17 protein-coding genes and 1 pseudogene are annotated in these 14,018 nt (G+C 49.6%); 6 read left to right on the top strand and 12 right to left on the bottom strand.

Going from position 1 to position 14,018, the window contains the following annotated elements; genetic code table 11:
* Positions 1–2 precede the first annotated feature (2 nt).
* The 4 genes from motB to flhD all read right to left on the bottom strand — a co-directional run bounded on the left by motB (position 3) and on the right by flhD (position 2,863).
* Positions 3–932, bottom strand: coding sequence for a flagellar motor protein MotB (gene motB, locus ACLD4K_RS18730; protein ID WP_000795653.1), 930 nt, complete (start codon positions 930–932; stop codon positions 3–5).
* Positions 929–1,816, bottom strand: a complete 888-nt coding sequence (gene motA, locus ACLD4K_RS18725; RefSeq protein WP_000906312.1) for a flagellar motor stator protein MotA — start codon at positions 1,814–1,816, stop codon at positions 929–931. The genes motB and motA overlap by 4 nt, the downstream gene beginning before the upstream one ends.
* A gap of 124 nt (positions 1,817–1,940) precedes the next feature.
* A complete protein-coding gene (gene flhC, locus ACLD4K_RS18720) occupies positions 1,941–2,525 on the bottom strand; it encodes a flagellar transcriptional regulator FlhC (protein WP_000605987.1) in 585 nt (194 codons plus the stop codon).
* Positions 2,522–2,863 (bottom strand): flagellar transcriptional regulator FlhD, encoded by a 342-nt coding sequence (gene flhD / locus ACLD4K_RS18715; RefSeq protein WP_179127226.1) that lies wholly within the window; start codon positions 2,861–2,863, stop codon positions 2,522–2,524. Before flhD ends, flhC begins: the two co-directional genes overlap by 4 nt.
* Before the next feature lie 673 nt (positions 2,864–3,536).
* On the opposite strand from flhD, the gene ACLD4K_RS18710 reads away from it, so the two are divergent.
* On the top strand, positions 3,537–3,638 hold the full coding sequence (locus ACLD4K_RS18710; protein ID WP_134947485.1) for a hypothetical protein: 102 nt from the start codon (positions 3,537–3,539) through the stop codon (positions 3,636–3,638).
* Between the two features lie 11 nt (positions 3,639–3,649).
* The gene (gene uspC, locus ACLD4K_RS18705) at positions 3,650–4,078 is read left to right on the top strand and encodes a universal stress protein UspC (RefSeq protein WP_000122606.1); all 429 of its coding nucleotides are present in this window, start codon (positions 3,650–3,652) and stop codon (positions 4,076–4,078) included.
* Between the two features lie 17 nt (positions 4,079–4,095).
* Here the strand turns inward: uspC and otsA are convergent, their stop codons facing one another.
* The 4 genes and pseudogenes from otsA to ACLD4K_RS18685 all read right to left on the bottom strand — a co-directional run bounded on the left by otsA (position 4,096) and on the right by ACLD4K_RS18685 (position 7,486).
* Positions 4,096–5,517 (bottom strand): alpha,alpha-trehalose-phosphate synthase, encoded by a 1,422-nt coding sequence (otsA, locus tag ACLD4K_RS18700; RefSeq protein WP_411012322.1) that lies wholly within the window; start codon positions 5,515–5,517, stop codon positions 4,096–4,098.
* Positions 5,492–6,295, bottom strand: coding sequence for a trehalose-phosphatase (otsB, locus tag ACLD4K_RS18695; protein WP_411012321.1), 804 nt, complete (start codon positions 6,293–6,295; stop codon positions 5,492–5,494). Before otsB ends, otsA begins: the two co-directional genes overlap by 26 nt.
* A gap of 222 nt (positions 6,296–6,517) precedes the next feature.
* Positions 6,518–6,700: pseudogene (araH, locus tag ACLD4K_RS18690) on the bottom strand (L-arabinose ABC transporter permease AraH); the annotation flags it as partial.
* Positions 6,701–6,928: 228 nt separating this feature from the next.
* Positions 6,929–7,486 carry a DJ-1/PfpI family protein gene (locus tag ACLD4K_RS18685; protein ID WP_000754800.1) on the bottom strand — a complete coding sequence of 186 codons (558 nt, stop codon included), beginning with the start codon at positions 7,484–7,486 and terminating at the stop codon, positions 6,929–6,931.
* 549 nt (positions 7,487–8,035) lie between these two features.
* Between ACLD4K_RS18685 and ACLD4K_RS18680 the strand changes: the two genes are divergently transcribed.
* Positions 8,036–8,539 carry a non-heme ferritin-like protein gene (locus tag ACLD4K_RS18680; RefSeq protein WP_000741707.1) on the top strand — a complete coding sequence of 168 codons (504 nt, stop codon included), beginning with the start codon at positions 8,036–8,038 and terminating at the stop codon, positions 8,537–8,539.
* 178 nt (positions 8,540–8,717) lie between these two features.
* Here the strand turns inward: ACLD4K_RS18680 and ACLD4K_RS18675 are convergent, their stop codons facing one another.
* The gene (locus tag ACLD4K_RS18675) at positions 8,718–9,356 is read right to left on the bottom strand and encodes an RpiB/LacA/LacB family sugar-phosphate isomerase (RefSeq protein ID WP_411012320.1); all 639 of its coding nucleotides are present in this window, start codon (positions 9,354–9,356) and stop codon (positions 8,718–8,720) included.
* A 255-nt stretch (positions 9,357–9,611) separates the two neighbouring features.
* On the opposite strand from ACLD4K_RS18675, the gene ACLD4K_RS18670 reads away from it, so the two are divergent.
* Together ACLD4K_RS18670 and ftnA are read left to right on the top strand one after the other, a co-directional pair.
* Positions 9,612–9,947 carry a YecR-like lipofamily protein gene (locus ACLD4K_RS18670; RefSeq protein ID WP_000803229.1) on the top strand — a complete coding sequence of 112 codons (336 nt, stop codon included), beginning with the start codon at positions 9,612–9,614 and terminating at the stop codon, positions 9,945–9,947.
* Positions 9,948–10,186: 239 nt separating this feature from the next.
* The gene (gene ftnA, locus ACLD4K_RS18665) at positions 10,187–10,684 is read left to right on the top strand and encodes a non-heme ferritin (RefSeq protein ID WP_061425070.1); all 498 of its coding nucleotides are present in this window, start codon (positions 10,187–10,189) and stop codon (positions 10,682–10,684) included.
* Between the two features lie 45 nt (positions 10,685–10,729).
* Here the strand turns inward: ftnA and ACLD4K_RS18660 are convergent, their stop codons facing one another.
* On the bottom strand, positions 10,730–10,969 hold the full coding sequence (locus ACLD4K_RS18660; protein ID WP_274896586.1) for a YecH family metal-binding protein: 240 nt from the start codon (positions 10,967–10,969) through the stop codon (positions 10,730–10,732).
* Between the two features lie 226 nt (positions 10,970–11,195).
* On the opposite strand from ACLD4K_RS18660, the gene tyrP reads away from it, so the two are divergent.
* A complete protein-coding gene (gene tyrP, locus ACLD4K_RS18655) occupies positions 11,196–12,407 on the top strand; it encodes a tyrosine transporter TyrP (protein ID WP_411012319.1) in 1,212 nt (403 codons plus the stop codon).
* Between the two features lie 74 nt (positions 12,408–12,481).
* On the opposite strand, the gene ACLD4K_RS18650 is transcribed toward tyrP, so the two are convergent.
* Together ACLD4K_RS18650 and ACLD4K_RS18645 are read right to left on the bottom strand one after the other, a co-directional pair.
* Positions 12,482–13,147 (bottom strand): YecA family protein, encoded by a 666-nt coding sequence (locus ACLD4K_RS18650; RefSeq protein WP_411012318.1) that lies wholly within the window; start codon positions 13,145–13,147, stop codon positions 12,482–12,484.
* Between the two features lie 238 nt (positions 13,148–13,385).
* Positions 13,386–13,712 carry a glucose-6-phosphate dehydrogenase gene (locus tag ACLD4K_RS18645; RefSeq protein ID WP_183059899.1) on the bottom strand — a complete coding sequence of 109 codons (327 nt, stop codon included), beginning with the start codon at positions 13,710–13,712 and terminating at the stop codon, positions 13,386–13,388.
* Between the last annotated feature and the right edge of the window lie 306 nt (positions 13,713–14,018).

Below are 14,018 nucleotides of genomic sequence, written 5' to 3'. Positions count from 1 at the left end.
TATCACCTCGGTTCCGCTTTTGGCGATGTGGGTACGCTTGCCGGCGGGGCTGCCGCAGGCTGTTGTAATACACTTACCGGCTCATTCTGGCTTTCAGCGTTTTCATGCAAAATGGCCTGTTCCGCCTGTTTGTTTAACACCAGCAGGCTTATACGACGGTTGATGGCGTCATCAGGACCACGATCGCTCAGCCGCATCGTGGCGGCCATGCCAACCACCCGTAATACTTTTCCGTTATCCAGCCCGCCAGCGACCAGTTCACGACGCGAGGCATTGGCGCGATCGGCGGATAACTCCCAGTTGCTATAGCCTTTTTCGCCGTTCGCGTAGGGAAAGTCATCGGTATGGCCGGCCAGGCTAATGCGATTAGGTATACCGTTTAACACTGGCGCAATCGCACGCAAGATATCGCGCATATACGGCTCAACTTCGGCGCTGCCGGTTTTAAACATCGGGCGGTTCTGGCTGTCGATAATCTGGATGCGCAACCCCTCCTGAACTAAATCAATTTTCAGATGCGGACGTAACGCGCGCAGTTTGGGATCGGATTCGATCAGCTGATCCAGATCGCCGCGCAGTTTGTTTAACCGACTCTGCTCCATCCGTTTTTTCAGCTCGTCGATATTCGGCTGCTTTTCCACTTCACCCTGCTGTTGGGTGTAATCATCGCCGCCGCCTGGTATCGGGCTCTCGCTATTGGCAATCCGATTCCCCCCCGTTACCGCGGTGGCCAACGGCGTACGAAAATATTCGGCAATCTGAATTAATTCTTTAGGGCTGGAGATGGAAATCAGCCACATCACCAGAAAAAAAGCCATCATCGCCGTCATAAAATCGGCATAGGCAATTTTCCAGGAGCCGTGCGCCCCGCCGCCGTGCGGTTTGTGCCTGCGGCGTTTTACGACGACAATAGGATGAGCCTGATTTTTCATGCTTCCTCAGTCGTCTGCTGCTGGTTTGGGTTTCTTACTGCGCGAACATGTTCTTCCAGCTCAATAAACGATGGACGCTCACTGGAATAAAGCGTTTTACGTCCAAATTCCACGGCAATCGGCGGCGCATAGCCGTTCAGATTAGACAGCAGTGTAATTTTTACGCACTGCATCATCTTGGTGGTTTCGGCGCTCTTCTGGCGCAAAACGGTCGCTAACGGTGAAATGAATCCATAAGCCAGTAAAATACCGAGGAACGTACCTACCATGGCATGGGCAATCAGCGCCCCTAACTCCGCTGCCGGGCGATCGGCAGAAGCCAGAGCGTGAACCACCCCCATTACCGCCGCGACGATACCAAAGGCAGGCAGCGAATCCCCCACCATCGCCAGACTGTTGGCCGGGACTTCCGCCTCGCTTTCATGGGTTTCAATCTCTTCATCCATCAACGCTTCAATTTCGAACGTATTCATGTTGCCGCTGATGATCAGGCGCAGATAATCGACAATAAAATCAAGCATTACCGCATCGGCCAGAATACGCGGATAACTGGCGAAGATTTCACTCTCTTTCGGATTTTCAATATCGCGTTCAAGGGAGAACATCCCCTGCTGGCGTGATTTGGCCATCAGGCGATAGAGCAACGCCAGCAAATCCATGTACATAGATTTTGTGTATTTCGAACGACGAAATAACAACGGGATCGCTTTCATCGTGCCTTTGATGGCCTTCCCGTTGTTGCCGACAATGAACGCCCCTATCCCCGCGCCGCCAATGATGACCAGTTCAGCGGGTTGATAGAGTGCCCCAAGGTGTCCGCCGGTCATGACATAACCGCCGAAAACTGTACCGATAACCACCAGGTAACCTAATAAGATAAGCACGACATCATCCTTCCGCTGTTGACTATGACAGGATGCGCAGTCGGGCGATTAACGCGAAGGCAAGGCAAAAAAAAGCAGCGGTAATGACTTACCGCTGCTGGAGTGTTTGTCCACACCGTTTCGGTTAAACAGCCTGTTCGATCTGTTCATCCAGCAGTTGTGGAATAATATCGGCAGCATCTCGGGAAAGTTTACGTCTTTTTACTGCGCGGGATGGCGGCTGGCATAAACTACACGCAAAGCTGCCCACGGGCTGATGCGCATGGGTGATAAAGTTTCCGCCGCAGCAGTTGCAGCTCGACAATTCGAGCAATCCGCTTTCAACAAAACGCACCAGAGTCCATGCGCGGGTCAGCGCCAACAACGGCCCTTCAGGCGGTTGCGGACACTGCTCAAGATAAAGCCGATAAGCTTTAATCACCGCATCCACACCGCTGCATAAGCCGGTCTTCAGTAAAAATTGCCAGGCGTTGCAGAACATGGAGGCATGAATATTTTGCTCCCAGGTCATAAACCAGTCTGTCGAAAATGGCAGCATCCCTTTAGGCGGCGGGCTACCGCGTAATTCTTTGTACAGCCTGATGAGGCGACCACGGCTGAGCTGTGTTTCGCTTTCCAGCATTTGCAGACGAGCGCCAAGATTAATCAACTCCATCGCCAACTGGATATCGCGAGCTTCCTGAACAATGCTTTTTTCACTCATTATCATGCCCTTTTCTTACGCGCCGTATCGTCCACTTCATTGAGCAGACGCGTTGAAAGCATGATACCTGTGTGAATCTGCTGTAAATCATCGACGCGCGAATCCTGAGTCAAACGGGTGATCGTCTGATGATCGTCAAACCGGAAATGGCAAACTAACTGGTTCGTCTCCGCCAGTTTGACCATCTGCGGCAGGGTCAACACGCCCAATGTGTTTGCCATCTCTTCGTTGATACCGAGGCGGAACATCGCAGATGCTTTGTCCTGGACGATCAAACGCTGTGCAAGGAGTAAATATGACAAATTGATGTCATAAATGTGTTTTAGCAACTCGGATGTATGCATTGTTCCCATCCAGAATAACCAACTTTATTTTTGTGCGACGTAGTCGCACCCCGTGATGTCGCCGGGAAGGCCCGGTAAAAGAAGCAAAAAGGTCAAATGCATAGCAGCGCTCAGACATTGTGACGTATAACGCAGCCTCCCACTGAGATTCGCCTTACACGTTTACATCAATTTTTACAAATGCCTAAGATTTTTCCTAATTCGACGCAACTCTACTCGTCAGCTTCGTGACATACAACGGAGCGGGACGGCGATTTTAGAAAATATGTGATGTACATCACATAATTTAACAGAATACTTACGATAAAACCATCAGCATGGCTTTTACTTTGTTTAATTAATAACCTAATGTTCACTTTTTCTATTCCACACAGCTGAATAGGGGCACGTCAACACCAAATTATTTTTTGTTTCTCTCTGTTAAAATACCCCCAGAGTAATAGATAGCAGGCTATTATTTCTATTGTAGAAACGTTTTTATTTTACCTTTAGTAAACAGTAGCTTAAATATTAAACGTTATTAATTAATCTCGTCAAAGCATACGCCCTCTTCTGTTAAAAATAAGCTCATTTGATTTAACTTTTAGCTTTCATTTTTCACCCGTTTAAATAAAGTATCCTGGTGGTGTGTAAAAAGTGTCTTATGCCACGATTCTTTACATAAGAATAATTAATGATTAATTATGATACCCTTCACATTAATGTGGCATTACCGCATTGCAGAAATGCGATAAACAGAGTAAAGCTAAAGCACAATCTCATATTCTTGCAATAAAGGAGCGAGTTATGAGCTACACCCATATTCTTGTCGCCGTTGCCGTCACCCCGGAAAGTCACCAGCTACTGGCTAAAGCGGTCTCTATCGCCCGCCCTGTTCAGGCGAAAGTAAGCCTGATTACTCTCGCTTCCGATCCCGAACTGTATAACCAGTTCGCCGCGCCCATGATGGAGGATTTACGCGCGGTTATGCATGAGGAAACCGAGAATTTTCTTAAGATGCTGGGGGAAAAGGCGGATTATCCGATTGAACAAACTTTCATCGCATCAGGTGAGTTAAGCCAGCATATTTTGGCTGTGTGCCGCAAACACCATGTTGATCTGGTCATTTGCGGCAACCATAACCATAGTTTCTTTTCGCGCGCATCCTGCTCGGCAAAAAGTGTCGTCAGCGCCAGCCAGGTAGATGTGTTGCTGGTACCGTTAGCGGGCGACTAGTCGCCGCTCGCGATATTTCAGGCCAGCTTAGGGAACGTCGCCACGTTGTTCTGCTGCTGACGCTCAGGGCTACGCGGCGTGACCTCCTTTAGGTCATGAATAAAACGTTCCTGCCAGCGGTTAATGTCATTTTTAACGATCACGTCCAGCATTTCCGCATGGCGCGAAATACGCTCGGCAAGGGGCATCGTTAACGCGCGATTGAGCGCCGCCGCCACGTCATCCCGATCGTAAGGATTGACGATTAACGCCGACGTCAGTTCATTCGCCGCGCCGGCAAACTGTGACAATACCAATACGCCAGGATTAGCGGGGTCCTGCGCGGCGACAAACTCTTTCGCCACCAGGTTCATCCCGTCACGCAACGGGGTGACGAGCCCGACGTCTGAATAACGGAATATCTTCATTAACAGTTTACGGTCGAAATGCTGATTCAGATAATAGAGCGGCGTCCAGCCCAATTGTCCATATTTCCCATTAATCCGGCCTGCTTCCGTCTCAAGCTGGTGGCGAATATCCTGATATGCCTGTACTTCGCCGCGTGACGTAGGCGCAATTTGGGTATAACGAATTTTTCCCCGATGCTGCGGGTAATTTTCCAGTAGCGCTTCATACGCCAGGAAGCGTTCCGGCAGCCCTTTCGAATAATCCAGCCGCTCAACGGAAAAAACATTCTTTACATTTTTCAGTTCCGCCTTGAGCTGCGCCAGTTTTGGCGGCAACGGCCCGGCAGCCTGTAGAGCAATCTCATCGGGCTCAATACCGATAGGATACACTTCTGTCTGGAAGTCTTTACCCCACGCGATATGCTGCTTGCCGCTGCGAGTCGTGACTCGCGTTTGACTCGAAAGGCTATCCAGAAAAGCCAGGCGATCATTTTCGGTCTGGAACCCGAGCAGATCAAAGTCACACAACTGCTCCAGCAGTTCATCATGCGGCGGTAAGGCGTTAAAAATCTCCGGGGTCGGGAATGGAATATGCAGGAAAAAACCAATTCGGTTGTTCACGCCGCGTTTACGCAGCTCGCTGGCAAACGGTAACAGGTGGTAGTCATGCACCCAAATAATGTCGTTCTCTTTAATGAGGGGCAATAACTTATCCGCTAATAACGCATTCACCCGCATATAGCCTTCCCATGCAGGACGCTGAAACTGTACCAGGTCCAGACGATAGTGGAACGCTGGCCAGAGAACCGCATTGGAAAATTGACAGTAATAATCTTCGTAATCTTGTTCACTCAGGTTAAACGATGCCCAGGTAATATTACCTTTTGTCACCTTTTTTAATGGCTCATCCTCGTTACCTGTCTCGCCACTCCAGCCGAACCACAACCCGCCAGCCGCTTTTAGCGCGCCAAGCACGCCAACGGCGAGGCCGCCGGCACCGCCTTTATTATCCGGGGGGGCAATTCGATTAGATACTACGACTAAACGACTCATAGCCATCTCTCCTGTTATTCATTACTTGTTGTTCTTGTTGTGGATAATTGATTTGCTCCAGCCAGCGCCAGACATCGGATACGCTTTCCAGCCGCCATGCCGCCTGGGTTGCCCCGACGCCCACTTTTACGGAAATTCCGCCAGCGTGATTCACCACGCCAAAGCCAGCCTCATCGGTCAAATCGTCGCCCACAAAAACGGGAATCCGTCCCGCAAAGGGCGCCTCCTGCATAAAGGCGGCAATCGCTTCGCCTTTATTGGTTCCCTTAGGTTTTATTTCAACAACACATTTACCAGGCTGCAACGCCAGTTGCGGCCAGTGCTGCGTAACGTGTTGCGCAAGCGCCAATAGCGCCGCTTCATGTTCCGGAGCCTGACGGTAGTGCAGCGCAAACGCCATCCCCTTCGTCTCCAGCGCCGTTCCGGGCAGCGCTACAAGCGTCGAACGTAATAACGCCTCCACCTCACGGACTACCGCTTCAGGAAGGCGCACGATATGGGTTTTACCATTGATGTCACGACGCTCTGCCCCGTGAACGCCAGCGAGCGGAAAGCGAAAAGGCTTCGCCAAAGCATCCAGCTCAGTCATTGAACGCCCTGAAATCAATGCCAGTGCCCCTGCGTTGTGCGCCGCGAGACGGTCTAACAACTGAAGGATTTTATGCGGTACCACTACCTGATCGGGATGAGGCTTTATCTCTGCCAATGTGCCATCAAGGTCAAAAAAATACGCATAGTTCGCAGTGAGTTCGGGGGATACGGTTAACGGTTCTGCCACCCTGGTCTCCTCCTTATCATCATATTGAGACTCACAAACGGTCTCATTAGTCATGTAAGTATAGACAGTGTGACGCTGCTCGCCATTTAGAAAGGTCATCGCCAGCCGGGGTAGCGGTTGGCGATGACGTGAAGCTATACTGTTTAGTTGAGTGTTAATTCATCAAATCATACGCTTCGCTTTTTGCTTATAATGGTCGAAGATAACTGCTGCCAGAAGGATTCAGCCGCGAACCACGTACTGTGCAAAAGGTGAAATGTTGAGCAGGTTCATCGCGTTCTCCACCGTTCCTGATATCAGTACGCTCGCCACCACATATGAGATTTTTCCGAGGCCGCCTCTCAGGAAAACGCCCCTTAATACGCACGCAGAAATAACGATTAACTCATAACCCAGGGAAGTCATTGACCTGCTTTAGCGTTTTTTATGTAGGGTAAAATCAAACGATTCTTGTTAGAGAAGACGTAAAACGGTGCACTGTCTTTCATTCATTAGATAAATGCTGATGGCAGGAATAGTTTTAGCGGAAACTGACATAACCCAGAGCGAATTCATCAGCCAAAAGGCAGGAAAGCCAGCACATTAATCCATAACATCAGCCAGCTAATCCTTACGGCCCAGGGTGAATAACGATTACCAGGGATAATAGATATGTTCAGCCTGTTCGCGAACCGGCGCATCGTCTCCCAACAGTCTGGCGGAAAGGGTTAGCGCGAAATCAAAGACATGACCCAAGCCTTTGCCGCTAATTAAATTACCATCTTCAACAACGGGCGCATCCACATAGACACCTTCCGGAACCGCTTTCCACAGGTCGCCGGAACAGACATAACGACGCCCCTTCAGCAATCCGTGAGCACCCAGCACCCTTGCCGCCGCGGAACAGATAGGACAAATTAATTTGCCTGCCGCATCATGACGCGCAACGAAAGCGATCACCGCCGGATTAGCCGCCAGATTAGCGCTCCCCTGCGGACCGCCCGGCAGCACTACCGCATCGAAAAGCGCCTGCTGGCGTTCACTCAGCGTGCTGTCCGCAACCATAGGAATATCATGGTAACTCACCACCGCCCGTGATTCAGCACACGCCAGCGTTTCGACGTCGATATGCAAACGTCGCAGAATATCAAGAGTAACAATGGCCTCTGCTTCTTCAAATCCTGGTGCCAACAGCACCGCGACCTTTTTCATTGACTGCTCCTTGTTAACGAGTCACCCATCAAAACTGCGCTCAATCGAATAACGTGCTCGTATGATTAATGACATTAAAAATGATCTACCGCAAAATTGGCTATTTTATAAAAACAGGCATATTTGCTATCAACCATTCATGCGTGTGATATCCAGACTGGCTAATGTTTATTTTATTGAGATTACCATACTTGAAAGGCCCATCACATGATCTGAAACAATGTTTCATAAATCACAAAAAACATAATATTCTTTATATTTCAAATGGTTGAAATCATACCGCGTCAAAAATCATTACACCTGAAAAAATCACACCGCTGAAAATGTAAAAAAAGATAAACAATGGCATTTAAGGATTTTCTTATTTTTATTGACGCGCTATTCTCATTACCGATCGATAAACAGGAAATGAGATCGCATAAGGGACTGGCGGAACGGAGTTCTTCTGCTAAGAGTATTTATTGTGCATAGAGGTAAGAATGTGACAACGGCCCGTTGCATTCTCGTCTGTCATGCACATCAACACTTTCTGGAAATAAGGATATTGTTATGGCAGCTGTAGGAATGGTTCAAAAGCTCAACACGCCAATGAACCTTGAGTTTTACGCATCAAATCTTTACCTCCATCTAAGCGAATGGTGTTCTGAACACAGTTTAACAGGCACCGCCACCTTTCTTCGTACCCAGGCGCAAGGCAACGTGACGCAAATGATGCGCATGTTTAATTTTATGAAAAACGCCGGTGCCACCCCTATCGTTAAAGCCATTGACGTTCCGGGTGAAGAGCTCTGCTCTCTGGAAGAATTATTCCAGAAAACCCTGGAGGATTATCAGCAACGCGCCAGCACGCTGTCGCGTCTGGCAGATGAAGCGAAAGCGCTGAATGATGCCTCAACGCTCGATTTTCTCCATACCCTGGAAAAAGAGCAGCAGCAGGATGGCGTACTTTTACAAACTATTCTCGAAGAAGTTCGCAGCGCTAAACGAGCAGGGTTATGCCTGGCGCAAACCGATCAGCATCTCCTTAACGTCGTGACCTATCAGCATCACTGATAGCGGCTCCCCGAGCGACAATATTGAGACGTTATTAGCCGGATAGCAACGCGAAGCAGCTTATCCGGCCTATACCGTTTCTGATCTGTTTGCCAGAGGTGGTGCCTGTCGCTACTGGCGTATTATCGGCACATCATGCCAGCCGACAGGCGCGAAACGTCTCTGGCTTGTCTGGGCATTACCCCAGCATCTCACGTACAAACGCTTCTATTTCTTTATTCTGGCCGTTTTCGAACAAACATTGCTGGAAACGCGGCCCTGAAACCGCCGTTTTAACCAGTTCAGGATCGATAGCCCGCAGTGTATCCAGATAATTCTCTTTGACGACCGCGGCCTTAACCTGGTTCAAAATGCCCGCATTGCGTACCTGCGGCGCTTTGCGCTCAGGCGGATACCCCTCGCCTTTACGCCCGGTAAACGCTTTTTCAAAGATGAAACGCACGTTCAGCTCAGCGCCCCAGCCAAAGCCTTTCGCAAACGGCAGGGACAACGCATTGCCGTTGTTGATCTGCGCAAACAGAAAAGCATCTGCCGGATCGATGCAATAGCCACAAATGACACCTGGATGAATATTTAACGACATCAGCGCGCCCTGACCGGTGCCACAGCCAGTGACCACAAAATCAACCGCGCTTGCATTAAGCAGAATACTTGCCATGATGCCCAAGTGAATGTACGTCAGGTGATGGTCATTTTCGTCGCACATGCCAACGTTAAAAACGGGAAATCCCTTTTCATTGGCGACGGCGCTAAGTTCGTTATAAATGATGGCATTTTTGCTGGCCTGGCTATTTTCCATCATCAGTGCAATTTTCATCGTGTTCCTCCTGAATGCAGACGGTCGCGTCTGCGTAAATCATGACGTTTTGCCCACACTACACACTTAAGAACACGCATTCAAATTTAATGAAACTAAGTTTCATTAAATGAAGAGACGCTCACACATTTTCTGTTCCCGCTGTAAACCTCCTGCCGTTACCTTTAATCAAGGCGAATCCGTAAGTTATTCCAGCCATTGACGGTGCAAGACACGAGGTAGCATGGTCTGATACCGAATTGTCGGAGCGATTTTATGAAGCCTCTTATTTTTACTCTTTCACTGCTAGCCCTGACGGGATGCACCATTACTCGACAAGCGCAGGTCAGCGAAGCCAGCCCGATAAGCGGCATCGTGCGCTTGACGTATAACCAGCCGCTATTTTTTACTTCACGGACAGATGACTATGTATCTCACGGGACCGCAACACGCGAATGCCAGCAGATGGGCTATGCCGATGCCGTTTCGTTTGGTCAGCCGGTAGGAACCTGTAGCATTTATGCGGGCTCGTTGTGTCTGAACACCCGATTTACCCTCTCCTGGCAGTGCCGGGGCGTTGCCGTCCCGCAAATCATGCCGCTTTATTATTAAGGCGGCTGGCTTAACGCCGACACCATCTACAATAGAGGAGAGTGCAGGGTCGCTATTGCCAGCATGAAGATGCTGGCTTTCCTTTATTTTTATACCCTATACACTGGCGTTAATGCGTTTTATTCCCATTCGTATTTTTAATAATTAAATTTAATATTTTACCTTTTGCAAATAATAAAATAACAAATTATAGTGGCGCCACATTACCGTATATCTTTTGCTATTTGTGGAGCGGAACCATGCTGAAAACAGAAATGATCGACAAACTGAATGAGCAAATGAATCTGGAGTTATACTCCTCCCTGCTCTATCAACAAATGAGCGCGTGGTGCAGCTATCACAGTTTTGAAGGCGCGGCCGCATTTCTTCGTCGCCATGCGCAAGAAGAGATGACGCATATGCAGCGCCTGTTTGACTACCTTACCGATACCGGAAGCCTGCCGCGCATTAATACCGTTTCTTCGCCCTTCGCTGAATACGCCTCACTGGATGAGCTGTTCCGCGCTACCTATGAGCATGAGCAGATTATTACGCAAAAAATTAATGAACTGGCTCATGCCGCAATGACCAGCCAGGATTATCCGACATTTAATTTCTTGCAGTGGTATGTGGCCGAGCAGCATGAAGAAGAAAAATTGTTCAAATCTATTATTGATAAATTAACGCTGGCGGGAAAAAGCGGCGAAGGGCTTTATTTCATTGATAAAGAACTCTCCACACTGGATACACAAAATTAATCCAGCACGTCCTTACACGGTGAGACGCGCTCTCACCGTGGCGTATTAATGGCGGCAGATTTTACTCTCATGCGTTGAAAAACCGTCCTCCACGGCAATAAACTTTCCTTTCGCCGCCAGAAACGCGACCAGTTCCGCCGCCGTCATATCTGCCGCTGAACAGGTGTGAAATCGTGCCCGCTCGCCAAAGCGCGCTTTTATTGCCGCCTCCAGCGAGGTATGCGTGTACTGCTCGCCAGACTCAATCATCATGTTGAGTACTTCGTGACCGTGAATGGAATCCATAATCCCTCCTGAATAAAACTCGTAGCCTAATGTGTCCTTGTGCGAGCGACTTTGCGCTAGCGCAGGTTTGCGGCGGTTGTCCGCGTCTCCTCCCATATTCACTTTTATGCCCGGAACTGTAAATTTTACAGTACACCCATTGTAACGACCATTTGACGAAAATAGCATAATGCCTTACCCTGCGCCGCGGATATCACCGTTCTTTGTTACCGGGGTAGTAGAAAGCGTGAAAAACAGAACTCTGGGCAGTATTTTTATCGTGGCAGGCACCACTATCGGCGCCGGGATGCTGGCAATGCCGCTGGCAGCGGCTGGCGTTGGTTTCAGCGTCACGCTGGGATTGTTGATTGGCCTGTGGGCGCTGATGTGTTATACCGCACTACTATTACTGGAGGTATATCAACACGTTCCGGCGGATACCGGGCTGGGCTCGTTGGCAAAACGCTATCTTGGACGTTACGGACAGTGGCTTACGGGATTCAGTATGATGTTCTTAATGTATGCGCTCACCGCCGCCTACATTTCCGGAGCCGGAGAATTACTGGCATCCAGTATTAATAACTGGCTTGGCGCCACGCTCTCGCCCGCTGCCGGAGTACTGCTGTTCACCTTTGTTGCCGGTGGGGTGGTGTGTGTGGGCACCTCGCTGGTCGACCTTTTTAACCGCTTCCTGTTTAGCGCAAAGATCATTTTTCTGGTCATCATGCTTGCGTTGCTCACGCCACATATTCATAAAGTAAATCTTCTTACGCTTCCTTTACAGCAGGGGCTGGCGTTATCCGCCATACCGGTTATTTTCACCTCGTTTGGTTTTCACGGAAGCGTACCGAGTATTGTGAGTTATATGAACGGCAATATTCGCCGGCTGCGTTGGGTCTTTATGACGGGTAGCGCCATTCCGCTAGTGGCCTATATTTTTTGGCAGCTCGCCACGCTGGGAAGTATCGACTCGCCGACATTCAGAGGGCTACTGGCCAGCCATGCCGGGTTAAATGGCCTGCTGCAGGCACTCAGAGAAGTGGTCGCTTCGCCACATGTCGAACTGGCGGTCCACCTGTTCGCCGATCTGGCGCTGGCGACCTCTTTTCTGGGCGTAGCGCTAGGATTATTTGATTACCTGGCCGATCTCTTCCAGCGCCGCAGTACGGTGTCCGGACGTCTGCAAACCGGGCTGATTACCTTTCTTCCGCCGCTGGCGTTTGCGCTTTTCTACCCACGCGGATTTGTGATGGCATTAGGCTATGCCGGCGTAGCGCTGGCAGTGCTGGCACTGCTCATCCCTGCCATGCTGGTCTGGCAATGCCGTAAACAGAACCCTCAGGCGGGATATCGTGTGGCAGGCGGCACGCCAGCGCTGGCGCTGGTGTTTATCTGCGGCATTGTCGTGATTGGCGTCCAGTTTTCGATCGCTCTGGGGTTCCTACCCGATCCAGGTTAATGCCAGGCAAAGATTACCGGGCCCGGACGCCGTCCAGGCGCGATAATCATCACGCTATGGCCGTGTACGAGCCATTAATGCAGGCAGCACTGCTTAAATTTTTTGCCGCTCCCGCATGGACAAGGATCGTTACGCCCCACTTTCACCTCTGCTTTTATCGGCATCTGTAGCGGCGTCGTGTGCGGATGCGCCATCCACCAGGCATGCAGCTCAAGCGCCGCGATACGGATAGCATCAACGCTTTTATCGAACGCTTCCAGGCTCATTTTATCCAACAGAGCAAAGTTTTCTTCAGTGCCGTGTAAGGCAATCGCTTCCAGCGCCGGTTTTAACGTATCCGGCAAGTCAGACCAGTCGGACAGCGACACTCCGCGCATGTAACCAAAGCACCATTCTTCAACAATCGTTAATTCATGGCCATCAACTTCTCGCAGGCCAAACAGCGGCTCGAACTGTTCTGGATAATCTTCAAGCCGGGCGGCTGTGTCCGCCATGTGCTGGAACACCAGATCCATAAATCGCGTCATTTCTTTTTCAGATGTCCAGCGCGGTACGTACGCGGGTCCCCCCCATATCGCGACCAGCCACTGTTCCGGCTCGATGGGACGCGGAGAACTTAGTACCGCAGTAATCAGACCGTCCAGCTCCGCGACATCCAAAATGGCCTGATCGGTATTGTATTTCGTCAGCACATCATCCAGCCATTCCAGCTCGTTCTCGTTTAATGGTTCCATTTTCATAACGCTTTTCCTCAGTGATGACTTCCGCCTGTAGGCCTCTTACATTGCAGCGGATAAAAATAATTTTTTTGCAGGCAGTTTGGATGGCAACCATCAGGGGCCAGATTAACACGAAATGAGGAGGATTCCGGAAGTTAACGCACAAAAGGAGGATCAGGGCGCAGATTTTCCGCCAGGAAGCGCTCGCCCCACACAAAAGCGAGAGATGGGTTTCTCGCTATATTATACTCATGCTAACTTATACCACCGCCGCGGACAGATAATACCGCCCTCTCAAATAGAGCTTATTTTCAGTAAAAAAGTGTTTAATGAGTTCATCTACCGCTTCTCTGTCAGCAGAAAAGGTTATTTCCATAAACAGCGTATCGTACCCTATTTTGATATTTTTTTTCTTACAGAAAACACGGATCTCATCCTGCACACTCAGCAACGGCAGGCTAAATGTGTATAGCGGTTGCGGTTCTTTTTTCGCCGCTTTCTCAAAAACTTTAGTGACCAGATCCCCAAGATCGCGCTCTGACCGGGCACCGTTATTAAAATGCAATAAATTACGTCTTTTTACCACCCAGCCTCCAGCCAGATACCGCCAAAAATAACTCTCACTTCAATGTGTGAGGCACATAATCACATCCAGAATCAGCTCCAGATAGTATTTCAAATAAACAGCCCGCACTATAGCGCATACTTTTTTCAGACACAGTTTACAGGGGTACTCTCTTTATATCCACACGCACGGTTGCCTTAATCATGTCTTCCGCGATAACACAGCTTGTAAACCTATTCTATACCCAAAATAATTCGAGTTGCTTAAAGGCAGCAAGGGAGTGAGTCCCCAGGAGCATAGATAACTATGTGACTGGGGTGAGCGACA

Source organism: Salmonella sp. 741265055_HSA (assembly GCF_046569525.1).
In the GTDB taxonomy this organism is placed as follows: Bacteria; Pseudomonadota; Gammaproteobacteria; order Enterobacterales; family Enterobacteriaceae; genus Salmonella; species Salmonella enterica.
The sequence above is the reverse complement of the archived record's forward strand: the minus strand, read 5'-3'. Positions and strand labels throughout refer to the sequence as shown.